Genomic DNA, 22,172 nt, shown 5'->3' with positions numbered 1-22,172 from the left:
TCCTCCAGTACCTGGTGAGGTAGGGTTGTATTTGCTTTTTGAGTTGTTTGTGCCGGCCGGCGGCGCTATGCGTCCCCGGACCAGACGTGCCGATTATTCCACCAGGAATTATTATCGGTCAATCACTAATAATATTAATTATTGGCGTTTTTGCCTCGGTAATTACCCTCACCGACGCGCGTTCGACGAGCGGTCCATCGAGCTTGACCATCCGATGCCGCACCGGGGCGCCAGCAGCGCGGTTGTGCTCTTCCTGCAGAAGCGTTTCGACGGCCCAGCGTCCCAGCTCGTAGTTCGGCAGCACCACCGTGGAGAGCGGCGGATGTGTGTGGCGGGCGATTTCCTGGTCGTCGTAGCCGAGCACCGACACATCTTCGGGCACGCGCAGGCCGAGTTGCTTCAACGCTTCGATCGCGCCGATCGCGGTGAGGTCGTTGGCGCAGAAAATCGCGGTCGGCGGATTGGCTTCGCGCATCAGCGAGAGCGTCAGTTCGAAGCCGAGGCCCGAACTCCAGTCGCCGTCGCGCACCAGCTCCGGCGCGTAGGGCAGGTCGGCAGTGGCGAGCGCCGTGCGGTAGCCCTTGAGGCGGTCTTTCGACGCGTCCTGCCACGGCTCGCCGTTGATATAGCCGATCCGCCGATGCCCGGCTTGCAGCAGATGCTCGGTGGCAAGATGACCGCCCGCGACTTCCGCCGGCACCACCGATGAAAACCCGCCTTCGCCCGTGTAGCAGTTCAACAGCACGGTCGGCACCTGCGAGAGCGCGGCCGGCAGCGTCACCTTGCGCGTATAGACGGTTGCGTAAATCACGCCGAACACATTCGGATTCGCGAGGACCGTGTCCAGCACCTGCTTTTCGATATCGGCGTTGCCGTGCGTCGAATAGACCGCCAGCATCTTGCCGCTTGCATAGGCCGCGTCGCGCGCGCCGTCGATGTTGACGACCGGGTGCGGGCTGGTGGAGATTTCGTCGGCCAGGTAGACGATCAGATTGCGTTCGTCGGCGGAAGCGGCAACCGGCTCGCGCAACGACAGCCGGTAGCCGAGATCGTGTGCGGCCTTCAGCACCTTGTCGCGGGTGGTCTCGGAGAACTTCGCGCCGGTGGCGTTGTTCAGCACCAGCGAGACAGTCGATTGCGACACGCCGGTGAGCTTGGCGATGTCGGTCATGGTCGGACGGCGTTGAGTCGATTTTTTCATTGTGGGTCGCGCTGCGGCGGCGCAAAAGCGGGGGGATGCCTGGGGCGTCTTCGTGCTGACGGTACCACTAATAATATGCGCCAGGCAACGTACATAAACCCCTCATTTGGGAGGAACCGATGAGCTTGCCGAACGAACCCTTACGGAAAATTTATTACTAATAATATTGACCGATTCACTTTGTCGTGCGATTCTCGGTCCCGCGGACTTTGACGCTCCGCCGGCCGCGCGATGTGCGCGGCACAGAAATTAACTTTCATGGTCGACACAGGAGACACCGATGCGCGTTCATGCCGCCATCCGCCCGAGGCCCTGCCTTTTCTGACAATGCGCGACGTTTCCTTGAATCCGATCCGACCGCCCGCCACCGAACTCGCGTGGCTCGATGATCCCGCCATCGCTGCCACGCTCGTCACGCTGACGGCGGGCGCGCTGCGGGCGGTGATCGCGCCCGGCGTAGGCGGCGCGCTCGCGGCCTTTTACGAGATCACAACCGATGGCCCGCTGCATTGGCTGCGGCCGGCTGCGCATGCGGCGTTCGAGCAGCGTGATCCGCTGCGGATGGCGAGTTTCCCGCTGTTTCCGTACTGCAACCGGATTCGCGACGCGCGTTTCGAATTCGGCGGCGGCACCGTCGACCTCGCCGGCAACGACTCGCGCTTCGCGCACGCGCTGCATGGCAATGCGTGGCGGCATCCCTGGCAGGTGGGGGCGCGTAGCGATGGTTCGGTGGACTTGCACTTCGAGCACGAGCCTGATCCGCGAGTGCCCGGCGACTGGCCGTTTCGCTACCGGGCGCAACAGCGGATCGAGTTGCGCGGCGGTGCGCTGTGCGTCACGCTGTCCGCGCAAAATCTGGCCGTGCGGCCGATGCCGTTCGGCATGGGGCATCACCCGTACTATCCGCGCACGGCGCAAACCCGCGTGTACGCCGACGTGCAAGCGATGTGGCATGCCGACGCCGACGTGCTGCCGACGCATCTCGGCCCGCATCCCGCAGTCGACGCGTTGCGTGAAGGCATGTCGCCCGATGCGTTCGATCTCGACAACAACTTCGCCAACTGGACGCGCGAGGCGACCATTGCGTGGCCCGACGAACACCGCCGCTTGACGATGACCGCCGACGCTCCGTTCGATCACCTGGTCGTGTTCGCTCCGGCCAACGATGCGCAGCTCTGCGTGGAGCCGGTGACGAACACCACGGATTGCTTCAACGCGGTCGGCATGCGTGAGCAGGTGGGCGGCTGCGTGTTGGCGCCCGGCGAGGAGATCGCCGCGACTTTGACGTGGACGCCGCAGCGCGGCTGAGGGCGGCGCGCGGTCCGCGCTGATGCAGTGACGCGCTGATGCGTGCAGGAGCGCAAGCAGGCAAGCGTTAGCGCTCAGTAAAAACAAAAGGGCGGCCACGCCGCCCATTCAAATCTGAACCCGCCACCCACTCACTCCACCCGCAAGCGCGCCATATATGGCAAATGATCAGACAGCCACGCGGTTTCCTGCGTCGGCTGAATCCATTCGATGGGCTGCATGCCGCGCACGAACATCTTGTCGAGCGCAAGCGCCGGCGAGAAGGCAGGGAAAGTGCGGCCCGACTCGCCGAGCAGCGTCGCCACCTCGTGCAGACCATGCTCGCGAAACAGCGGCACCGAGTCATTGCGCCAGTCGTTGAAGTCACCGGCCAGCACCAGCGGACCGTCGGGTGCTTCTTTCTCGATCCAGTGCGCGATCCAGTTCATCTGCCGCAAGCGCGCCGGCCGCGTGAGCGCAAGGTGCGCGCACAGCAGCGTGACCGAGTGACCGCCGAAGGTCGCCCTCGCCACCAGCAAGCCACGCTTTTCGAAGCGATGCGCGGAGATGTCCCAGCGTCCGCCGAGATCGAGCGGATGCGGCGACAAAATTGCATTGCCATGCCGCCACGACGGCTTGAACACGTTCGGGCCGAGCGCCACTTCGAGTTCGAGCGCACGGGCGATTTCCGTGGCCTGGCAGTGCCAGACATCGTTCAGCGGATCGCCGATCGGCGCGCCGAAACTGCTCGCCAGCATCGGCGACGGCATGCGCCGTGCCATCGCTTCCTGCAGGAAATAGGCGTCCGCGTGGGTCGACTGGACCCAGCGCTGCATGGCCTGCCAGGCCTGAAAGCCGAGCGGTGTGCGGCCTTTGTGAAGGTTCCAGCTCACCGCGACGAAATCGTTCGGCGCGAGGTTCTCGCGGATCAATTCTTCTGGGTTTCGCATGCCGCGTTATCCACGTGTTCTGTTTGAAGGCTTCGGTTGTGCGCGCGTCGCGTTCGGCTGTAGGTTCGCGCTTCGCTCTCATCAACGATCAATTTGCATTACTGGCGCCGTCCGCGAGACTCGCACGCACGCGGTAGACCAGGTTCGGATCCTTGTCGACGATCGTCCAGCTCGCCCATTGGCCCGGCGCAACCGTCAGACCGGGATGGCTCGCGTTCACCTGGCGCGGCTGCGGCGGCAGCTTGCAGCCGATGTCGGTTTGCCGCGCGGCGTCGTCTTCGAGCGTCTCCTGCGTGTCGATCGACAGCGTGATCCCGTTCGTATCGGCCCGCAGCGGCGAGACCGTCAGCGTGCGCGACAGATCGAGGCTGCCGGCCGGCTGGTCTTTACAGCCGACGTTATGCTGCACCGTCTTGTGATGCGTATCCGTGCGCGCCTGGCCGACCGTGGTGGTGCCGTCGAACGAATCGATCTGCTGTCCGTCGCGCATTACCTGTAACTGCCATTGCACAACCTGCTGCGCCGGCCGTTGTTGTGCGTTTGCAAGCAACGAGGTGCCAAGCAGCACGGCGACGATACTGGTTTTCCACATAGAAGGGATCTCCGGCTCTACTCGGCCCGAATGGTCAGAGAGCCATCTTACCCCCGATGGCTGCAACGCTTTTCTGACACTTGGATCAGGGCCGGGTTCAGCAACAATGCATTGCAGATAAGGACGACAAGCGTCGAAAACAACCGTTGTTAGCAGCAGAGCCGCACGACTGCTGGCTTGCACGGGAATATGTCGTCGTTACACTGGACTTGAAACGGCGGCCACGAGGCGCCGTCGCAGCAAGGCCAGCCAGACGGGGTGAGCGATGACAACAGCAATGGTCAAACAGGAAATCGCCGTGGCGTCTTTCAGCCGGGTGTACGACCTCGATCAGGTCGAAACCGCGCTGAACGATCTCGGCGAAGGCGCGAACGAGGCGCTGCGCGCAACGTACGAAAAGATGCTGAAAACAGGCAATCTGCGCTTTTGCGTGAAGCCGAACCGGATGCCGTCGATCGACGATCTGATCGACGCGCTCCCCAACTTTTCAGTGCCGCTCGACGACATTCGCAAGCAGGTCGCGCTGTGCCTGGAGACCGAAGACCGGCTCGAACTGATGCCGATCCTTCTGCTCGGCGATCCCGGGATCGGCAAGACGCATTTCGCGAAACAGTTGGCGCGCCTGCTCGGCACCGCTTACCAATACGTGGCGATGAGTTCGTTGACGGCGGGATGGATTCTGTCGGGCGCGTCGTCGCAATGGAAAAACGCGAAGCCGGGCAAGGTGTTCGATGCGCTCGTGAACGGCAGCTATGCGAACCCCGTCATCGCCGTCGACGAAATCGACAAGGCCACCGGCGATTCCCAATACGATCCGCTCGGCGCGCTGTACGCGCTGCTCGAACACGACACCGCGCAGAGTTTCATCGACGAATTCGCCGAGATTCCGATCAATGCGGGCAACGTGATCTGGATCGCCACGGCGAACGACGAGCGCTCGATTCCCGAGCCGATCCTGAACCGGATGAATGTGTATGAAATTCCGCCGCCGGATCGCGACGGCACGCGGCGCATCGCGCAAGCGATCTATGACGAGATCCGCTCGGCGCACAACTGGGGCCTGCGTTTTCCCGAGGTGCTCGGCGACGCCGCGCTCGATGCGCTGAAGCTGGCTTCGCCGCGTGAGATGCGACGCGCGATTCTGAACGGCTTCGGTGCGGCGCGAATCGATGGGCGGGATCGGATCGAAGCCGGCGATATTCGTCTGGACCATGGAAATCGGCGAAAACCGATCGGATTTTGAATGTTTTTGCCCGTTTTTCTGCATGAAAGCCGCCTTTGGGCGGCTTTTTTCCGTAAAAAAGCGGCGATCCGTTCTGGAATCGCGGTGAATGCCACAGCAATTGTTTCTTTTTTTGAGATTCTAAGTTGAATTCAATTGATCTGGCCTTTCGATAGTCAGGGAATACACTTAAGACCCAACGAGATGGCCGCTGTGCAACGAAGCGAGAGGCCGCTCCGCAAGTACAAAACCCAACATCAACGACTATTGGAAACCATCATGAGAACCGCTTCCTTCGCTTTGCTTTTCTCAGCTGCCATCGCCGCACCGGCATTCGCGAGCGGCTATGGTCCGGCGACGTCGTATCGTCCGGAAGTCGAAACGTACACGCAGCCGAGCGGCGTGACCCGCGCGCAAGTAAAGGCCGATGTTGCGCGCGCCCGCGCAACTGGTGAACTGGACCAGAATCCGTATGCGCCGATTTCCGCCGACAGCGTGAGCGCCTCGCCCGACAACGGTCCCAAGACCCGTGCACAAGTAAAGGCCGAATTGGCTGAGGCGCGCGCGAGCGGTCAATTGAATCTGAATCCGAATGCACCGGCTTACGCACAGGAACTTGCGGTCGGCGGCTATACGGTGCCGCGCGCGCAAGTGAAGACCGACCTGGTAGAAGCTGTGAATCATCGCGTGGCGAGCACGCAGAGCTAAGCTGCAGCGCTCGACGGCTTTTCGGTTCAGCCAAAGCCGTCGCCGAGTCCTTCGAGTCCATCGCGCGTGCGAAGAAGCAAGCGCTTCGATCTTCGACGGCGTACACTGATCAGTCCGGCCGTTACGTTTGAGCCGCGCTCAAGACCGAATGCCCGCAGTCGTTTCGACGTGCGGGCATTTCTATCTGTGCGGCATCGTACAATTTCGGGTGGCGGTTGCGATACGGCAGGTGCGTTCGACAACGAGCGGTGTGCGGCACACGAGAGTCGCATCCTGTCTTTCTCTCTATCGGTGAACGAGGCAGCGCGCGGCGATGTCAGCCGCGTCAAGGGACATGGACCAAATCGAATGTGTAGTGATCGGCGCCGGCGTGATTGGCCTCGCGGTGGCGCGCGCGCTGGCGGCGCGCGGGCGCGAGGTGATCGTGCTGGAAGCCGCCGAAGCGATCGGCGTGGGCACCAGCTCGCGCAACAGCGAAGTGATTCACGCGGGCATCTACTATCCGCGCGGTTCGTTGAAAGCCACGCTCTGCGTGCGCGGCCGCGAGATGCTCTACGACTATTGCGCGGAGCACAACGTCCCGCATTCGCGCTGTGGCAAGTTGCTGGTCGCGACTTCGCGCCACCAGATTCCCCAGCTTGAAAGCATCATGGCCAAGGGGCGCGACAACGGTGTGCTCGACCTGATGCGTATCAGCGGCGACCAGGCGCAAGCGCTCGAGCCGGCGCTCGAATGTGTCGATGCGGTGTTCTCGCCGCAGACGGGTATCGTCGATAGCCATCAGTTCATGCTGTCGCTGCAGGGCGACGCCGAACGCGACGGCGCGGTGTGCGCGTTTCATGCGCCGGTAAAGGCCATCGAAGCGAGCAATGGACGCTTCGTCATCACGGTGGGCGGCGATGCGCCGACCACGATCAGCGCCGCGTGCGTGATCAACAGCGCGGGGTTGCAGGCGAACGCGCTGGCCCGCAAGATCCGCGGACTCGATGCGCGTCACGTGCCGCCGCTCTATCTGGCGCGCGGCAACTACTTCAGCATCTCGGGGCGCGCGCCGTTCAGCCGTCTGATTTATCCGATGCCGAACGAGGCCGGGCTGGGCGTGCATCTGACCATTGATCTCGGCGGCCAGGCGCGCTTCGGTCCGGATGTCGAATGGGTCGACACGATCAACTACGATGTCGATCCGCGTCGCGCGGAATCGTTTTATGCGGCGATTCGCGCGTACTGGCCCGCGCTTCCCGACGACGCGTTGCAGCCCGCGTATGCGGGCATTCGTCCGAAGCTTTCGGGCCCGGGCGAACCCGCCGCCGACTTCGTGATTCAAGGGCCGGCTGCGCACGGCGTGCGCGGGCTCGTCAATCTGTTCGGCATCGAGTCGCCGGGTTTGACGGCGTCGCTGGCGATCGCGCAGCGTGTGTGCGAATTGAGCGGGCGCGCGTAACGCCGTCCAGCACGGGGTTTACCAATTCGGTTATCTCTATCATTTGGGCGATCACGCGCGACGGCTTCATTGCTATGCTTGGGGACCGCTGTCATCAGAACGGCGAGTCGTTCATATAAACGGAGTGAGTCCCCATGAAATCTTCCCGTCGTACGTTTTTGATCACCAGCATTGGTGTGGCGTCCACGTTCGCGCTGTCGCGCCAGGCTTTCGCCGATGCACCTAAAGTCGCCGAATCCGATCCGACCGCGCAAGCGCTCGGCTATAAGGAAGACGCGAGCAAAGTCGACAAGGCGAAGTTCGCCAAATATGCCCCGGGTCAGGACTGCGGCAATTGCAGCTTCTACCAGGGCAAGCCAACCGATGCCTATGCGGGTTGCCCGATGTTCGCGGGCAAGCAGGTCGCGAGCAAGGGTTGGTGCAGCGCATATAACAAGAAGAGCTGAATACGCTGAAGCGCGACGCACGAAAAACGTCGCGCGGGATGCGCCGAATGATGGCGGCGCTTCATCGAAGGCAGATTGGCGAGGTGTCTTCCGTTGCGCGCGGAAGGCGCCTTTTTGCTGTGCGGGAAACAGTTCGAGCGCTTTTTATGCACATGCGTCGAGGCGGTCAAGCAGGCTGGCTGGCGCGCTGCGTTCTCTCACATAGCCTCATGCACAACGGCGTCTGACGCGATCTTGCTCGCGCGGCAAGCATGCGTCCTGTGCGCCGCTCTTTCACGACTCTCGCGTGACGAACGTACGCGGCGCTGCTTCGGCTAACTGCGCGCCTTCATCAGCGGCGGCCGCTTGTCGAACCATGGCCGCGCCGCTTCGAGTTGCGCCGCCAGCCGTAACAGCGTGGCTTCGCCGCCGGCACGCGCGGCGAATTGCACGCCGACCGGCAGCCCGCGCGCGTTCCAGTAAAGCGGTACGGACATCGCCGGCTGGCCGCTCAGGTTGAACAACTCCGTGCATCCCGCCCACGCAAACGCCTTGTTCGATGCTTCGGTCAGTAGCTTCTTCATCAGCGATTCGAGCGGCACTGCGGTGACCGCGCGCATCTGCATGCGCTCCGTCGAGGTGGGCTGCATCTCGCCGATCTTGATCGGCGGCGCGGCAAGCGTCGCGCACAGGATCGCGTCGTAGCGATGCAGCAGATCGGTGAGGCGTTCGGTGATGCGACGCTGTTCTTCGAGCGCGGCAGGCAGGCCGCGCTCGCCGAGTTTGCGGCCGACATGTGCCATCGCCCACGTCGAAATTTCGAATTCGGCGCGCAGCGGTTTGTGGCCGGTGATGCGCTCGGCGTTCAGCACCAGGTCCTCGGCGGTCACCGACCACAGCATGAGAAACGCATGGCGGACCGCCGCGAAATCGATGCCGAGCGACACCGGCTCGATGTTATGGCCAAGCGAGCTGACGAGTTGCGCGGCGTCGTCGAGCGCGGCGCGAGAGTCGGGCGACAGCGTCGGCGCCAGCATCGCTTCGGTCACGTAGGCGATGTTCAGCGGCTTGCATGGCTCGCGGCTCGCGGCCAGAAAAGTGCCGGGCGCGCCGAGCGGTCGCTCAGCATTGCCGCCGAGCAGATCGAGCAACAACGCGCTGTCGCGCACGCTGCGCGAGATCGCGTGATCGATGCCGAGCTCGCCGGCGCTGGCGGGCGCCGCACGCGGTACTCGTCCGCGCGACGGTTTGAGGCCGAACAGTCCGCAGCACGAAGCCGGAATGCGGATCGAGCCGCCGCCGTCCGACGCGTGCGCGAGCGGCACGATGCCCGCCGCGACGGCCGCCGCCGCGCCGCCGCTCGAGCCGCCCGGCGTATGGTCGAGATTCCACGGATTGCGACACGCGCCGAATAGTTCGGGCTCCGTATAAGGCATCTGGCCGAGTTCGGAGGTGCTGGTCTTGGCGAAGATGTTGAGGCCGGCCGCCTTCGCGAGCGTGACTACCGGCGCATCCTGCTCGGGAATGAAGTGGCGGTAGTGGCGGCTGCCCATCGCCATGCGCAGTCCGGCAACCGGCGCGCCGAGGTCCTTGATCAGATAGGGCACGCCCGCCAGTGCGGTTTGTGCGCTCGTGCTTTCCGATCCGTTCGCGCCATTCTTTGTCCGGTTCGTGTCGTCGCGTGACGCGCGCTGACGCGCTGCGTCGTAGTCCTTCAGGACAATTGCATTGATCGCGGGATTGACGGCCTCGGTGCGCGAGATCGCGATGTCGAGCAATTCGCGCGCGCTGGCCTGGCCGGTGCGCACCAGTTCGGCGAGGCTGATGGCGTCATGGGCGAGATAGTCTGGATGCACGACGGATGGGTCCTCACTATCGAGCGTGGTTCTGCCGCTGGGCTGTGCATGCAATGAACCCGCTTCGCTGGGCTTCCCGTCGCCCGGGTTGATCGTCACGCATGGAAAAAGACGGCGTGTCAGCGACACGCCGTCTTTTGAGAGAGTAACCGAGTTGCACGCAAGCGTGACTCACGCGGGTTCAAAAACGCCCATATAAATGCGTGAATTCAAAACGCGGGTTACTGAAGCGGATGGCTGAACCGCGCCACAGCGTCGAGTTACAGACGCTCGCCGAGGAAGGTCAGCGTGCGGCCATGCGCGAGCGCGGCGGCACGCTGGTTATACGACGCACGTTCCGAGCAGTTGAAGCCGTGATCGGCATTCGGATAAATGTGGAATTCGACGTCGCCGCGGCCCACGAAGCGCTCCTGAATCTGGCCGACGTCCGACAGCGGAATGTGTGCGTCGAGTTCGCCGTAGTGGAACTGCATCGGCACCTTGACGTGCGCGGCCTGGTCGAGCTGATTCTGGATGCCGCCGCCGTAGTAAGCGACCGCGCCGTCGACCGAGCCTTGCGCCGCGGCCAGATACGCGAGCCGGCCGCCGAAGCAATAACCGATTGCCGCAACCTTGCCGGTGACTTCCGGCATCGCGCGCAACGCCGCAGCGGCTGCGCCGATGTCGGACACCGCCTGATCGACGTTGGTCTTTTGCATCAGTTCGATGCCCTTGTTGCGATCCGCGCCGTCATAGGTCAATTCGACGCGCGGCTGCACGCGCCAGAACACGTCCGGCGCGAGCGCGACATAGCCGTCTTGCGCGTACTGATCCGCGACCGAGCGGATATGCCCGTTCACACCGAAGATCTCCTGAATGATGATCACGGCCGGACCCTTGCCGCCTTTGGGCAGCGCCAGGTAGCCGCCGAAACTGTCGTTTCCGGCGGGGATGTCGATCCATTGGGAAGTCGTGCTCATGTTGTTCTCCATTGACCCGCGCGATGCCGCGCGAGCTTGGTCTTAACGAAATGCCAGAGGCCAAAAGTGCCCAAAGCGGGCGGTTAGTTTGCCATCAAAAGAAACGGCTTGCAGTGAGGCCCGGCGCGGCTTCGCGGACCGTGCCGCCCGTCGCTATTCTCGTAAGGCGATTGAAACATTCTCGATAATTCATTTTTCCGCTGCGGCACGCGTCGGTACAGTCGGTCGTGTCGGCTCGCCTATGTGCGAGCGTATCGCTGGAAAAGGAAATGATCATGACTGAAGGCAGTTTTGTGACGCCGTTCGCGCAGCGCTTTGAAATGCGGGTCCCCGTCGTGCAGGCGCCGATGGCTGGTGGCGCGACCACGCCCGACATGGTGGCGGCGGTGTCGAATGCGGGCGGGCTGGGGTTTCTGGCGGGCGCGGCGTTGCCGCCGGAAAAAATCGCCAGTGAAGTCGCGGCGATTCGCGCGCTGACCGATCGTCCATTCGGCGTGAATCTGTTCGTGCTCGAACCGGCCGCGCCGGACGATGCCACCGTGCGTCGCGCGCTCGAAGCGATCGATCCGCTGCGAGCTGACCTCGGTTTGCCGCCGGGACAGCCGCTCGCGCGTTATGCGCCGGATTTCCGCGCGCAACTGGAGATGCTGATCGAATTGCGCGTGCCGGTCGCGAGCTTCACGTTTGGCCTGCTTCCGGCCGACGACGTCGCCCGGATGCATGCGAATGGCCTATATGTAATAGGCACCGCGACGCACGTTGCCGAAGGCGTCGCCTGGCGCGATGCCGGCGCGGATGCGATTGCCGCACAAGGCGCCGAGGCGGGCGCCCATCGCGGCACTTTCATCGGCGCATTCGAGGAGGCGCTGATCGGCACGATGGCGCTCGTGCCGCAGCTCGTCGACGCGACCGGACTGCCGGTGCTTGCCGCCGGCGGCATCATGGACGGTCGCGGCGTCGTAGCCGCACTCGCGCTCGGCGCGCAAGCCGCAGTGATGGGTACCGCGTTTCTCACCTGTCGCGAAAGCGCGATACCGCAGGCATGGAAAACCCGCGTGCGTACCATGTCCGACACGTCGACTTCGGTCACACGCGCGATCACCGGCCGCCACGCGCGTGGCATCCGCAATCCATTGATGGGGCGCTTGAGCGAAACGATGGACAAGATCGCGCCGTATCCCGTGCAAAATGCTTTGACGCAGGAACTGCGTCAAAGCGCGAGCCGCGCGCAGAACGGCGATTATCTTTCTCTGTGGTCGGGCCAGGGTGCACCCTTGGGCCGTGCACGTCGTGAAGGAATCGGCGCGGCCGAACTGGTCGCGCAAATCGAGCAGGAATGGCGTGCCGCGACGGCACGGATCGCGGCCCTCGAACGCTGAATCGGCATCACCACGGGCGCGTGTCCCAACCCATTGCGACGCGCCCGCTATTCAGTACAAAGGCGGTTCGAATCACTAATGGTTTTACCCGCGAAAGTGTCGAACCGCACGCTTTAGAATAAAACCTCACCTAGCGGAAACCCGCACGGGTCGGCGCTTTCCAGCCAGTCAATCCAGTCCGGACCGGGCCCGGTGGGATAAACGCTATTGGTGTTCATCCCACTTACTCAAAAAAGTCCCACAAATTAATTTGATCACCTACACTTGCGCGCAAGTACGGTTTGCCGCCTGTCACAAACAGTCCGTCAAACGTGCTGGCCAAGTGCATGAACGATGCAACCGGCGTGATCGTCCACGGGACTGAGCGACACGTGTTTGGGGAAGCGGGGGCACAGGGCGATTACGTTGTTTTTGGGACCGAAACTGGAGACTTACATGAACATCAAGATTCAAAAGCTGTTGCCGATCAGCGCTGCGGCGATGCTGTTCGCAACGTTGGCAACATCGGCTGCGGCCGACACGGTCGTCAAGATCGGTCACGTCGCGCCGTTGACCGGCGGGATCGCTCACCTGGGTAAAGACAACGAAAACGGCGCGCGCCTGGCAGTTGAAGAAATCAACGCCAAGGGCCTGACGATCGCTGGCCAGAAAATCACGCTGCAACTCGATCCGCAAGACGATGCGGCCGACCCGCGCACGGCAACTCAAGTCGCCCAGAAGCTGGTCGACGACAAGGTCGTCGCAGTCGTTGGTCACTTGAACTCGGGCACGTCGATTCCGGCGTCGAAGATCTATAGCGATGCAGGCATCGTGCAGATTTCGCCGTCGGCAACGAACCCGGCCTACACGCAACAAGGTTTCAAGACGACGTACCGCGTCGTTGCGACCGACGCGCAGCAAGGTCCGGCACTGGCCAACTACGCAGCGAAGGGCATGAAAGTGAAGAGCGTCGCGATCGTCGACGATTCGACCGCTTATGGCCAGGGTCTCGCGAACGAATTCGAAAAGACCGCCAAATCGCTGGGCCTGAACGTGATGTCGCATGACGCGACGAACGACAAGGCTGTCGATTTCCGCGCGATTCTGACGAAGATCAAGGGCGAAAACCCGGATGCGATCATGTACGGCGGCATGGACGCCACCGGCGGCCCGTTCGCGAAGCAAGCCAAGCAGCTCGGCCTGCGCGCGAAGGTGCTGGCGGGTGACGGCGTCTGTACCGACAAGCTGGCGGATCTGGCCGGCGACGCAACCGACAACATCGTCTGCTCGGAAGCCGGTATGGCGCTCGAAAAGATGTCTGGCGGCGCAGCGTTCCTCGCCAAGTATCAGAAGCGTTTCGGTCAGCCGATTCAGATCTACGCTCCGTTCACGTATGACGCTGTGTACATCATCGTCGACGCAATGAAGCGCGCGAACTCGACGGATCCGGCCAAGATCCTGGCAGCGATGCCGAGCACCGACTACAAGGGTGTGATCGGTGAAACCACGTTCGACTCGAAGGGCGACCTTCAACACGGCGTGATCTCGCTGTACAACTACAAGTCGGGCAAGAAGACGCTGCTCGACGTGGTGAAGATGTAAATCCGCGCGGTCGAGGTCGGTGGATTCGCTGGCTTCGATTAGCAGGTTAAAAAGGCACGCGAGCTGTGAGGCTCGCGTGCTTTTTCTTTTGGGCGTGGGAACAGGGGACTGCGGCGCGAGGGCTCGGTATGAGGAATGCCGAAGCCGTGGCGAGCGGTTAAGTCGACGACTGGCGCAGCTGCGTTATTCGAGATTGTGCTGCTCGACGCGGTGCGGTACCGTGCCCTGGAATGCTTATTTTCATGGAGCTATGCGCTCGCGCAATCGTTTGCGAGAGTGGGAGCGCAGGCACGTCAAACGGAGTGATCTTTGAGCAGTACTACTTTCAGAACGGGTCGCTCGTAATCACCAGCGCGTTTGTCTTTTTTTGGGCCCGAGCGTACGTGCCGGACTTTGGATTATTTGCACGAGCGTCGCCGCGATATGTCTCACGAACTGTGGCGACGCACCTTTGAAACGCCGCCAAAAAAAGCGCATTGCCGCTTGAAACGATAGCGCCGGAAATCCCCGGCTTATCGCAAGAAATATCGATACGGCGCAGATTAAAAAACGGCGGGTCCGTTGCCCGTCTCGCCGCTCTCCTTCGACGCTTGCAATGCCGTGCCGTTAATTGCTGTCGTTATTCGCCCCCGTGATTCACGTTCGTCACTTCCTGGTCACGTGGCTGCCAAGGCCCCCGAGTAAGCCACCGTTAGTCCCCCCGGCGGAACTCACTGCCCCAGGTCGAGGTGCCCATCGCCGTGGTCAGCAGTCCGGTGATCGGCGCAAGCGGATCGCTGCTTCGACTGCCGCTTCCCGTTTCACCCCCCGTCGCCGAACCGAGTGCGCCCGTCGACGAAGACACGACCGATGTCACCAGAGCAAGCGGACTGCCACTGCCGCTCGCCGCGCCACTCAGCGCGAGTGATGTGTCGCTCAACGCATCGGCGCAAAGCCCGCGCGCAACGTAACGTAAGCCGGCGGATTATCACTCGGCGTCATATGGGGGCCGCCGCACCCGCCGCACGCCCCGGCTTCAGATCTTCAAACGCCGCAGCACCTTCGGCCCGACGACGGCGATCAATGCGGAACACACCGCGACCACCGACAAGCCGATCGTCAGATTGGTCAGTTGCGTCACCGCGCCGATAATTACCGGCCCGAGCAGCAGTCCGAAGTACGCCAGCCCAGCAACGTGCGCGAGCCCCTCGGCCGCGTGAATGCCCTTCACGCTCGCCGCCGCCGCGAACAGCACCGGCATCATATTCGCGAGGCCCAGCCCGATCAGCGCGAAGCCCGCGAGCGCGGCGACCGAATTCGGCAGCAGCAGTGCGTCGACCATGCCCGCGCAGGCGAGCGTCGCGCTCATCATCACGAGTTGTGGCGCGCCGAAGCGGGCGCGCACCGCGTCGCCGGCAAAACGCGCCGCTGCCATGCCACCCGAAAATGCCGCGTAGGCCGCGCTGGCGAGCGCGGGAGAGGCCAGCACGACGTCGCGCATGTAGACCGTGGCCCAGTCGTACATAGCGCCTTCCGCGATCAGCGCGACCAGCGCGATCGTGCCGAGCGCCCACAGCGCCGGCGAGCGCCAGCGGCTCGCGCGCGGCGTGGCGGAGTCCGGATGTTCGGCGTGCGGCACGTGCGGCAAGACGGACGGGCAGGCCATCACGAGGACCAGCGCGCTGGCCGCCGCCGCGAGCGCCAGATGCAGCGCCGGCGCCATCCCGCGCGCCAGCAACGCGCCGCCGACCGCCGCCCCGAACATCCCGCCGATACTGAACATGCCGTGCAACGACGACATGATCGGCTTGCCGAGCGCCTTCTCGACGGCGCTGGCTTCGGCATTCATTGCAACGTCGAGCGTGGCCAAGCCCGCGCCGAACGTGGCCAGCACGACCAGCAGCATCCAGTAGGCCGGCACGACCAGAATCAGCGCCGCGCACACCGCCATCACGAGGCCGCCCGCCAGGCAGGCGCGGCGTGTGCCGACCCGCGCGATCCACGAAGCATTGGCCGCCATCGCGCCGATCGAACCGCCGGCCACGGCCAGCAGCGCGAACGAGAGCATCGCCGCGTTCAACTGGAAGCGGTCGCGCACCGTCGGCACATGCACCCCCCAGGACGCGTACATCATGCCCGCGATGAAGAACACGGCCATCGTGGCGAAGCGGGCCCGCTGCCGCGCGGTGTCGGACAGGTCGCGATGAGCGGCGGGAAGGACGGCGAATTCGGAGGTTTGGTGGTCGGGCACTGAGATCTCGGGGAGGGCTGCCGCGTGAGAAAGCACATCTAAAGCGGATTTTCGATTCTAGCGAAGCGTGCTGTCTTATGCTTGGAAGGCCGCTGCCGGATACTGATGATTATTCGTTTTGAATGCGACTGGCGGCAGGCCGGTTCGCCTGGTCCGTCTTTTCGCCATTCATGGCCCATCCATCGAGGTATGCGCTCTTGAACATCCCCGCTCACGCTCCGCTGCATCTGCTGCACACTGCCGCGGTCGGCACGCTCGCCACGCACGCGCGCCAGCCGGAAGGCTTCCCTTATCCGTCGATGTTGCCGTTCGCGCCGGACCCGCGGCATCGCCCGACGATTCTGGTGAGCCGGCTCGCCGAGCACACCCACAACCTGCACGCCGACCCGCGCGCAGGTTTTCTGGTGGTCGACGCACCGGACGGTGACGTGCTGAGCGGCCAACGTGTCACGCTGCTGGGCGCGTTTGAACCGGTCGACCCGACGCCGGAAGTCGTGCGGCGCTACTTGCGTTATCACCCGGATGCGGAGCGCTACCTCGTTCTCGGCGACTTCACGTTCTGGACCATGCGGCTCGAACGGTTGCGGTATATCGGCGGCTTCGGGGCAATGGGATGGCTGGGCGGCGCGGAACTCGATCCGTTAGCGCCGCTCAGTTTCGATGAAGAGAATGCGCTCATTGAAGAATTCAGCCGTTCTCGCGTCAACGCTGGCGGATTTCAACTGCTCGGCATCGACCGCTATGGCGCGGACCTGAAACTGGATGGCGTGCGCAACCGGTTCGCCTTCGATGGCGCCAAGCCCGACATCGAATCCTTGCATAGTGCGCTTGAAGTTTGCATGCAACGGCACACCAATTAGCTTTTACCGGTATTTGGGGAAGCACTCATGTGCCAATAGCAGCTCGGCGCATGCGGCTCAATACGTCCCAGCGGGTTCCGGTTCAAGCTTTCATGGCGTGAAATGTTTATGCGGGATTGCTATCTAAAATTTCATTTTTTGATAATTAATTCTATAAATGCTACGCCGATCCCGCTTTTCAGCGAAATACGAAATTAGCTAATTGAAAGGGAGTCGCGGAACTCAGTTCCGGTGGGAAAGTTTTTGAAACGGAATCGAATTAATTTTTCGCCAGTGCTTTTGCGGTCTTTCTATTTTGTGTTAATCTCGCCATCAAATTCCGAGGCATGATCACCTTCAAAGGGCAAGTCGGCTTCAGACCGGCAGTCATTTAATCCAAACCATAAGGGAACCTATGTCTTCCTACAAGGAACTACTCGCGCAGCGCGAGAAGCTCGAAAAGCAGATCGAAGAAGCGAAGTCGCGGGAATACGCAGAAGTATTGAATGAAATCAAGCAGAAAATGGCCGACTACGGCATCTCGCTCACTGAACTCGGCGGTGGCCGCGCAGCCAAGGGCGTGAAAGCCGCTCGTCCGCGCGCCGGCGTTGCGCCGAAGTATCGTGACCCGGATAGCGGCAGCACGTGGTCGGGCCGTGGCAAGCCGCCGCGCTGGATCGCCGGTCTCGACCGCGAAAAATTCCTGATCCAGAAGTAATACCTGCGGCCAGCCGCTTACGCTTGCGGCTCGCAAGTCATACGAATTGCATTACGCGGCTGCGCTTGTGGCGCACTGCCGTAGCAAACGGAAACCGCGTACCGTTCAAGGGCGCGGTTTTTTGTTTTCCCGGCGCTGGTGTCGTATGCGCTTCGTGTAGTTGAAACACGAATGCTTTTCGTTTAGATAACCAGCTGATTTAAAAGGATTTTTTTGGTATCTCCGCAGCTTGCCCTGAAGTCTGCCGAGTAGAATATGAGGATTGAACTTTTGATCCCGATTCTGAGATGCCTACCGCCGCCGCAGCCCAATCCGTCGAGAAACATCGCGTCGCGCGCAAAAGCACGTTTGTGAGCATCGTTCTCAATACCGTGTTGATGACGCTGCAAATCGTCGTCGGCGTGTTTGCCCATTCACAAGCACTTTTTGCAGACGGTATCCATTCGCTTGCGGATCTAATTTCCGATTTTGTCGTGCTGATTGCCAATCGGCACAGCGGCGCGAAGCCCGATGCGGATCACAATTACGGACATAGCCGTTATGAAACGGTTGCTTCATTATTTCTGGGCGCATTGCTAATTGCAGTTGGCGTCGGAATGTTATGGCGCGCCGGAACCCGGCTCGCCAATTTGCAAAGCATTCCCGCCGTCCACACCAGTGCGCTCGCCGTTGCCGTACTGGTATTGATTTCCAAAGAAGGCCTGTTTCGCTACATGCTGCGTGAAGCGCAGCGTGTGCGCTCCGCCATGCTGATTGCGAACGCGTGGCATGCGCGGTCTGATGCGGCGTCGTCATTGGTGGTCGCGATCGGCGTGGTGGGCAGTCTTGCCGGCGTGCGTCTGCTTGATCCTATCGCCGCGGCGATCGTCGGTTTCATGGTGGCGCGCATGGGCTGGATGTTCGGCTGGGACGCGCTGCAGGACCTGTCCGACCGCGCGCTCGACCAAGCCGCTACCGCCGACGTGCGCGCGCTGCTGCTTGCGACGCACGGCGTCCGGGACGTGCATGAATTGCGCACGCGCAAGATGGGCGACTTTGCGCTTGTCGACGCTCACATCCTGGTCGATCCATTGATCTCCGTGTCGGAGGGGCATTACATTGCCGAGTCGGCGCGGCTACGTGTCTTGAGCGACAGCCGCGTCCTCGACGCGCTGATCCACGTCGATCCCGAGAACGATGCGGTGGCACACCCGCCGGTCGGTCTGCCGAGCCGGGAACGGGTGGTCGACGAGGTCAACGCGACGTTGGCGGGCAGCGGGATGAAAGCCACGGCGGTCAACATTCACTACCTGAGCACCGGGCTCGACGTGCAGATGGTGTTGCCGGCGGCGCCTTCCGGTGGTCACGACAGCGGCAGCGCGCCGATGCCTGCGCATATCGATCTGGAAGCACTCAAGCGCCGCCTGGGTGCCCGCAAGGTGGAGGTGCTGCGGGAAGTGGATACGTCCACGGCCGAAACCGGCAGCGGCGCAGCGGCACCGCCGCAAGGCGGCACGGCAAGCGCTCGCGTCAAAGCCGCTGAACCGCACGGCGCGGCCTGATTTGCGCTCCTATTGAGCACACGGCCACGCCGCAGACCAGCACGCCAGCTTGTCCCGCTCAACCCATCACAGCGGCAATTGCGTATCGAATTTGATTTCGCGCAGCACGACGCTCGTGCGCACCTGCGCGACGGCCGGAATCTTGAAGATGCGTTCGTGCAGGAAGCTGTCGTACGCCTTGATGTCGGGCGCGACGATCTTGAGGATGTAATCGGATTCGCCGGTCGTGCTGTAGCACTCGGTGACTTCGGGGCAGGTGGCGATTTCCCGCTCGAACTGCTCGACGCCTCCCTCGGTGTGGCGCGTCAGGTGGATATGCGCGAGCGCACACACGTGCAGCCCGAGCTTTTCCCGATCGAGCAGCGCCGTGTAGCGCTGGATCACCCCGGATTGCTCCATGTCCTTGATGCGCCGCCAGCATGGCGTGCTCGACAGACCGACCTGATCGGAAATCTCTTGCACGGAGCGGCGTGCGTCCAGCTGCAGCAGGCGCAGGATCTTTTGTGAGAACGTATCGAGTGTCAACTGCGCCTCCGTTTGCGTCGCCGTATCACGCATGGTAGAGGGCGCGAAAACGAAACGCAATGTAAAACGGCTTACGCGAGGGAGATCGCCTAATTTGCTGGTTCCTCGGTGGTGTTTTGTCCTGAGTCGTCCCCTTCTTTGGCGGCCACGAGCAGGGCCGCCTGACTCGCGCGCAACTCCTTGAGCATGTTGCAGAAAAGCGTGCCCTGTTCGATCGCGTCGTCCAGCGCGACGTGCGTGTGCGGGTGATCGTCGAACCAGTGCTTCGGAAAGCGCGGCTTGATGTTCTTGCGGTACGGCAGGCCCGTCATCGCGAAAGCCAGCGTCTTGATATCGAGCGCCGACCAGGAAAACGGGCAACGGCCGACAAAGCGCATCATGTACCAGAACATATAGGTGAAGTCGAAGCCGGCCGGCATCGCAACGAACACCGGCTTGCCCGGCAGCGCCTCGACCCAGTCGACATAGGCCGTCAGCGCGGCCTCGGGACCCTGCAAGTCCTTGCGGCAGGCGGCCCAGGCATCGGGCTGGGTCTTCCACCACGCTTCCTGCACGGGATGCGGCTTGGCGCCGTCGAGCAGTTCGAGATTGGCGGAGAACGTGGCGATCAGCCGCTTGTCTTCCGTGTACGCGGCGGACGCGAAACTCAGCATGGAATGCGGGCCGGGAATCGGTCCATCCGCTTCCACATCGGTGCTGACGTAGATTTCGCTGCTCATGCTTGTACCCCGTCGGCGACATAGGGATTGGTACGGCGTTCCGCGCCGAACGTCGAGGTGGGACCGTGGCCCGGCACGAAGGTGACGTCGTCGCCGAGAGGCCAGAGCTTTTCGCGAATCGAGCGCACCAGGTCCGCGTGATTGCCGCGCGGAAAATCCGTGCGGCCGATCGAGCCGGCAAACAGCACGTCGCCCACCAGCGCGAGCCGGTGCGCGCGGCTGAAAAACACCACGTGACCGGGCGTGTGCCCAGGGCAGTGATAAACCTCTAGTGTTTCGTCGCCGAAGTGCACGGTGTCGCCGTCCTGCAGCCAGCGGTCCGGCTCGAAGGCGTCGGCGGCGGGGAAGCCGAAGCGCGTGCTTTGATCCGGCAGCTTGTCGAGCCAGAAGCGCTCGTCGGGATGGGGGCCCTCGATCGGCACGCCATAGTGCGTGGCCAGCGTCTTCGCACCAGCGCAATGATCGATGTGGCCATGAGTCAGGAAGACTTTTTCGACCGTCACTTTCTGGCGCGCGATTTCGCCCTGGATGAGATCGAGGTCGCCGCCGGGATCGACGACGGCCGCGCGCCCGGTCGCCTCGCAAACGAGCAGCGAGCTGTTCTGTTGGAACGGCGTGACGGGGATCAAAGTGACTTTCATGGATGACGGCGCCGCTGGAAAAACGTTGATTGTACCGGCCTCGCGCCGCTCGTCACCGAGGCTTGGACGCCCGCCGCAGCGGGCATTTGTCTGCCTATTTTTGCGGCGAACGTGAAAATTGATCAAGGTTTTCAGGTGCTTGCCATCTCAAAATTTTGTTTTAGGTATAATGGACCCCATGCACAGGAAACTGTGATGTCACACGGCGATGCGTCCCCATCAAAAATGGGTCCGCGGATCGCCATTCAAGTATGGGCTGTCGCGTTTGTCGACGGCCATCAAGCATCGATACGTTCGATGCACACGTCTTGCCCAGCCAGGCGCCGCGCGCCTGCAACGGACTTAACTGCCGTGACGCTGGGTGGGGCCTACGCCGCCGTTCCTGCGCGCTGAGTTGCGCGCGCAAGAACGTGTTTGCCACGTTCGATGGCGGCATGTGGGGTCTGGTCAGGCTGCCGGGGACAGGTTGCGCCAGACGTGAAAATTAACCGTGCGGTAGCGGCTGAGTGAGTCGCATCCGGGCTTTGACGTACTGCGCTTTTTTGCGCGGCGCGTTGTCGCCCATTGCCGCCGGAGTCGCAGGCAACACGCTCAAATTCGCGTGATGCGGCTCGACAATTTGATTGCACGTCTTATGAAAACTCGGTTATCCCGCAGTCTGGGGACTCTTTTTGCCTTTTTTGTGCTGGCCGGTTGCGCCACGCCTCCGGGCGCCAGCGACACGTCTGCAAACGACGTGCCGCGTAGCACGAAAACAGCGCAGACGGGCTCTTTCGGACCGCAATCCTACGGTAGCGCGCCGGCATCAGAGCCGACCGCGCAAGGCACTCCGTTGGCCGACGCCAAGCCTCTGACGGACGACGGCACGGATGTGTCGGACTTTCATCAGACGGGTCGCGCATCGTGGTACGGTCGTTTCTTTCATGGCCGCCGTACCGCTAACGGCGAGCGTTATGACATGCACGCGCTGACGGCCGCGCATCGTACGCTGCCGCTCGGCTCGTATGTGCGCGTGACCAATCCGGCCACCTCGCGCTCGATCGTCGTACGTATCAACGACCGTGGTCCGTACGCTCGCGGTCGCGTGATCGACCTGTCGGCGGCGGCCGCCACTGCGCTCGACATGCGCCATATCGGGACGGCGCGGGTCCAGATCGACGGTCTGACGCAGCAGGAAGCACGCGCCGAGATGAACGAAACGCTGGCGTCCAACTCGGGTTCGAGCGCCGAGAAATGATGTAGTGGCAGCCGGTGCGCCGCTTAGGGCGCGCTGGTGGCGCCGCGCGGCACGGCGATCACGCATGCCGTGTCTGCAGAAAAACGAAGGGCCGCGCAGTCGAAACTGCCGCGGCCCTTTC

The 22,172-nt window shown here is 62.5% G+C and carries 22 protein-coding genes; 12 read left to right on the top strand and 10 right to left on the bottom strand.

Features of this window, described 5'->3' with window-relative positions:
• Positions 1 to 118: 118 nt before the first annotated feature.
• Positions 119 to 1,171 (bottom strand): LacI family DNA-binding transcriptional regulator, encoded by a 1,053-nt coding sequence (locus FVF58_RS04325; RefSeq protein ID WP_149668773.1) that lies wholly within the window; start codon positions 1,169 to 1,171, stop codon positions 119 to 121.
• Positions 1,172 to 1,528: 357 nt separating this feature from the next.
• Here FVF58_RS04325 and FVF58_RS04320 point away from each other — a divergent pair, with 357 nt between their 5' ends.
• Positions 1,529 to 2,509, top strand: coding sequence for an aldose 1-epimerase (locus FVF58_RS04320; RefSeq protein WP_149668772.1), 981 nt, complete (start codon positions 1,529 to 1,531; stop codon positions 2,507 to 2,509).
• A gap of 131 nt (positions 2,510 to 2,640) precedes the next feature.
• On the opposite strand, the gene FVF58_RS04315 is transcribed toward FVF58_RS04320, so the two are convergent.
• Together FVF58_RS04315 and FVF58_RS04310 are read right to left on the bottom strand one after the other, a co-directional pair.
• Positions 2,641 to 3,438, bottom strand: coding sequence for an endonuclease/exonuclease/phosphatase family protein (locus FVF58_RS04315; protein ID WP_149668677.1), 798 nt, complete (start codon positions 3,436 to 3,438; stop codon positions 2,641 to 2,643).
• 88 nt (positions 3,439 to 3,526) lie between these two features.
• Positions 3,527 to 4,030: a hypothetical protein gene (locus FVF58_RS04310; RefSeq protein WP_149668676.1), complete on the bottom strand. Its 504-nt coding sequence runs from the start codon at positions 4,028 to 4,030 to the stop codon at positions 3,527 to 3,529.
• Positions 4,031 to 4,295: 265 nt separating this feature from the next.
• Between FVF58_RS04310 and FVF58_RS04305 the strand changes: the two genes are divergently transcribed.
• The 5 genes from FVF58_RS04305 to FVF58_RS04290 all read left to right on the top strand — a co-directional run bounded on the left by FVF58_RS04305 (position 4,296) and on the right by FVF58_RS04290 (position 7,847).
• On the top strand, positions 4,296 to 5,273 hold the full coding sequence (locus FVF58_RS04305) for an AAA family ATPase (RefSeq protein ID WP_149668675.1): 978 nt from the start codon (positions 4,296 to 4,298) through the stop codon (positions 5,271 to 5,273).
• Positions 5,274 to 5,402 carry a hypothetical protein gene (locus FVF58_RS54100; RefSeq protein ID WP_281291127.1) on the top strand — a complete coding sequence of 43 codons (129 nt, stop codon included), beginning with the start codon at positions 5,274 to 5,276 and terminating at the stop codon, positions 5,400 to 5,402.
• 129 nt (positions 5,403 to 5,531) lie between these two features.
• On the top strand, positions 5,532 to 5,960 hold the full coding sequence (locus tag FVF58_RS04300; protein ID WP_149668674.1) for a DUF4148 domain-containing protein: 429 nt from the start codon (positions 5,532 to 5,534) through the stop codon (positions 5,958 to 5,960).
• 334 nt (positions 5,961 to 6,294) lie between these two features.
• Complete coding sequence (locus tag FVF58_RS04295) at positions 6,295 to 7,401, top strand: NAD(P)/FAD-dependent oxidoreductase (protein ID WP_149668673.1); 1,107 nt, start codon at positions 6,295 to 6,297, stop codon at positions 7,399 to 7,401.
• 134 nt (positions 7,402 to 7,535) lie between these two features.
• Complete coding sequence (locus FVF58_RS04290; RefSeq protein WP_149668672.1) at positions 7,536 to 7,847, top strand: high-potential iron-sulfur protein; 312 nt, start codon at positions 7,536 to 7,538, stop codon at positions 7,845 to 7,847.
• A 314-nt stretch (positions 7,848 to 8,161) separates the two neighbouring features.
• On the opposite strand, the gene FVF58_RS04285 is transcribed toward FVF58_RS04290, so the two are convergent.
• Together FVF58_RS04285 and FVF58_RS04280 are read right to left on the bottom strand one after the other, a co-directional pair.
• A complete protein-coding gene (locus tag FVF58_RS04285; RefSeq protein WP_149668771.1) occupies positions 8,162 to 9,682 on the bottom strand; it encodes an amidase in 1,521 nt (506 codons plus the stop codon).
• 260 nt (positions 9,683 to 9,942) lie between these two features.
• Positions 9,943 to 10,641 (bottom strand): dienelactone hydrolase family protein, encoded by a 699-nt coding sequence (locus FVF58_RS04280; protein ID WP_149668671.1) that lies wholly within the window; start codon positions 10,639 to 10,641, stop codon positions 9,943 to 9,945.
• A gap of 275 nt (positions 10,642 to 10,916) precedes the next feature.
• On the opposite strand from FVF58_RS04280, the gene FVF58_RS04275 reads away from it, so the two are divergent.
• Together FVF58_RS04275 and FVF58_RS04270 are read left to right on the top strand one after the other, a co-directional pair.
• Positions 10,917 to 12,020, top strand: coding sequence for an NAD(P)H-dependent flavin oxidoreductase (locus FVF58_RS04275; RefSeq protein ID WP_149668670.1), 1,104 nt, complete (start codon positions 10,917 to 10,919; stop codon positions 12,018 to 12,020).
• A gap of 435 nt (positions 12,021 to 12,455) precedes the next feature.
• Positions 12,456 to 13,601 (top strand): branched-chain amino acid ABC transporter substrate-binding protein, encoded by a 1,146-nt coding sequence (locus tag FVF58_RS04270; protein WP_149668669.1) that lies wholly within the window; start codon positions 12,456 to 12,458, stop codon positions 13,599 to 13,601.
• Positions 13,602 to 14,292: 691 nt separating this feature from the next.
• Here FVF58_RS04270 and FVF58_RS04265 read toward each other — a convergent pair.
• Together FVF58_RS04265 and FVF58_RS04260 are read right to left on the bottom strand one after the other, a co-directional pair.
• Positions 14,293 to 14,520: a hypothetical protein gene (locus FVF58_RS04265; RefSeq protein ID WP_149668668.1), complete on the bottom strand. Its 228-nt coding sequence runs from the start codon at positions 14,518 to 14,520 to the stop codon at positions 14,293 to 14,295.
• 96 nt (positions 14,521 to 14,616) lie between these two features.
• Positions 14,617 to 15,831: an MFS transporter gene (locus FVF58_RS04260; protein ID WP_149668667.1), complete on the bottom strand. Its 1,215-nt coding sequence runs from the start codon at positions 15,829 to 15,831 to the stop codon at positions 14,617 to 14,619.
• 197 nt (positions 15,832 to 16,028) lie between these two features.
• Between FVF58_RS04260 and FVF58_RS04255 the strand changes: the two genes are divergently transcribed.
• The 3 genes from FVF58_RS04255 (at position 16,029) to FVF58_RS04245 (ending at position 18,929) form a co-directional block, all read left to right on the top strand.
• A complete protein-coding gene (locus FVF58_RS04255; protein WP_149668666.1) occupies positions 16,029 to 16,691 on the top strand; it encodes a HugZ family pyridoxamine 5'-phosphate oxidase in 663 nt (220 codons plus the stop codon).
• 394 nt (positions 16,692 to 17,085) lie between these two features.
• Positions 17,086 to 17,388: an H-NS histone family protein gene (locus FVF58_RS04250; RefSeq protein WP_149668665.1), complete on the top strand. Its 303-nt coding sequence runs from the start codon at positions 17,086 to 17,088 to the stop codon at positions 17,386 to 17,388.
• 287 nt (positions 17,389 to 17,675) lie between these two features.
• Complete coding sequence (locus FVF58_RS04245) at positions 17,676 to 18,929, top strand: cation diffusion facilitator family transporter (RefSeq protein WP_149668664.1); 1,254 nt, start codon at positions 17,676 to 17,678, stop codon at positions 18,927 to 18,929.
• 66 nt (positions 18,930 to 18,995) lie between these two features.
• Here the strand turns inward: FVF58_RS04245 and FVF58_RS04240 are convergent, their stop codons facing one another.
• The 3 genes from FVF58_RS04240 to FVF58_RS04230 form a co-directional block, all read right to left on the bottom strand.
• Positions 18,996 to 19,454, bottom strand: coding sequence for an Lrp/AsnC family transcriptional regulator (locus tag FVF58_RS04240; protein WP_012431468.1), 459 nt, complete (start codon positions 19,452 to 19,454; stop codon positions 18,996 to 18,998).
• Positions 19,455 to 19,543: 89 nt separating this feature from the next.
• On the bottom strand, positions 19,544 to 20,173 hold the full coding sequence (locus FVF58_RS04235; RefSeq protein WP_149668663.1) for a 3'-5' exonuclease family protein: 630 nt from the start codon (positions 20,171 to 20,173) through the stop codon (positions 19,544 to 19,546).
• Positions 20,170 to 20,814: an MBL fold metallo-hydrolase gene (locus FVF58_RS04230; protein ID WP_149668662.1), complete on the bottom strand. Its 645-nt coding sequence runs from the start codon at positions 20,812 to 20,814 to the stop codon at positions 20,170 to 20,172. The genes FVF58_RS04235 and FVF58_RS04230 overlap by 4 nt, the downstream gene beginning before the upstream one ends.
• A gap of 634 nt (positions 20,815 to 21,448) precedes the next feature.
• Between FVF58_RS04230 and FVF58_RS04220 the strand changes: the two genes are divergently transcribed.
• Complete coding sequence (locus FVF58_RS04220; protein ID WP_425468912.1) at positions 21,449 to 22,051, top strand: septal ring lytic transglycosylase RlpA family protein; 603 nt, start codon at positions 21,449 to 21,451, stop codon at positions 22,049 to 22,051.
• Positions 22,052 to 22,172 lie beyond the last annotated feature (121 nt).

The organism is Paraburkholderia panacisoli, from assembly GCF_008369935.1.
In the GTDB taxonomy this organism is placed as follows: domain Bacteria; phylum Pseudomonadota; class Gammaproteobacteria; order Burkholderiales; family Burkholderiaceae; genus Paraburkholderia; species Paraburkholderia panacisoli.
The sequence above is the reverse complement of the archived record's forward strand: the minus strand, read 5'-3'. Positions and strand labels throughout refer to the sequence as shown.

Bases quoted from the DNA above. Each gene is read 5' to 3' on its own strand.
- FVF58_RS04245 (WP_149668664.1), top strand. From the start codon at position 17,676: ATGCCTACCGCCGCCGCAGCCCAATCCGTCGAGAAACATCGCGTCGCG.
- FVF58_RS04270 (WP_149668669.1), top strand. From the start codon at position 12,456: ATGAACATCAAGATTCAAAAGCTGTTGCCGATCAGCGCTGCGGCGATG.
- FVF58_RS04295 (WP_149668673.1), top strand. From the start codon at position 6,295: ATGGACCAAATCGAATGTGTAGTGATCGGCGCCGGCGTGATTGGCCTC.
- FVF58_RS04235 (WP_149668663.1), bottom strand. From the start codon at position 20,173: ATGAGCAGCGAAATCTACGTCAGCACCGATGTGGAAGCGGATGGACCG.
- FVF58_RS04280 (WP_149668671.1), bottom strand. From the start codon at position 10,641: ATGAGCACGACTTCCCAATGGATCGACATCCCCGCCGGAAACGACAGT.
- FVF58_RS04290 (WP_149668672.1), top strand. From the start codon at position 7,536: ATGAAATCTTCCCGTCGTACGTTTTTGATCACCAGCATTGGTGTGGCG.
- FVF58_RS04315 (WP_149668677.1), bottom strand. From the start codon at position 3,438: ATGCGAAACCCAGAAGAATTGATCCGCGAGAACCTCGCGCCGAACGAT.
- FVF58_RS04305 (WP_149668675.1), top strand. From the start codon at position 4,296: ATGACAACAGCAATGGTCAAACAGGAAATCGCCGTGGCGTCTTTCAGC.
- FVF58_RS54100 (WP_281291127.1), top strand. From the start codon at position 5,274: ATGTTTTTGCCCGTTTTTCTGCATGAAAGCCGCCTTTGGGCGGCTTTT.
- FVF58_RS04275 (WP_149668670.1), top strand. From the start codon at position 10,917: ATGACTGAAGGCAGTTTTGTGACGCCGTTCGCGCAGCGCTTTGAAATG.
- FVF58_RS04310 (WP_149668676.1), bottom strand. From the start codon at position 4,030: ATGTGGAAAACCAGTATCGTCGCCGTGCTGCTTGGCACCTCGTTGCTT.
- FVF58_RS04325 (WP_149668773.1), bottom strand. From the start codon at position 1,171: ATGACCGACATCGCCAAGCTCACCGGCGTGTCGCAATCGACTGTCTCG.
- FVF58_RS04300 (WP_149668674.1), top strand. From the start codon at position 5,532: ATGAGAACCGCTTCCTTCGCTTTGCTTTTCTCAGCTGCCATCGCCGCA.
- FVF58_RS04220 (WP_425468912.1), top strand. From the start codon at position 21,449: ATGAAAACTCGGTTATCCCGCAGTCTGGGGACTCTTTTTGCCTTTTTT.
- FVF58_RS04320 (WP_149668772.1), top strand. From the start codon at position 1,529: ATGCGCGACGTTTCCTTGAATCCGATCCGACCGCCCGCCACCGAACTC.
- FVF58_RS04230 (WP_149668662.1), bottom strand. From the start codon at position 20,814: ATGAAAGTCACTTTGATCCCCGTCACGCCGTTCCAACAGAACAGCTCG.
- FVF58_RS04250 (WP_149668665.1), top strand. From the start codon at position 17,086: ATGTCTTCCTACAAGGAACTACTCGCGCAGCGCGAGAAGCTCGAAAAG.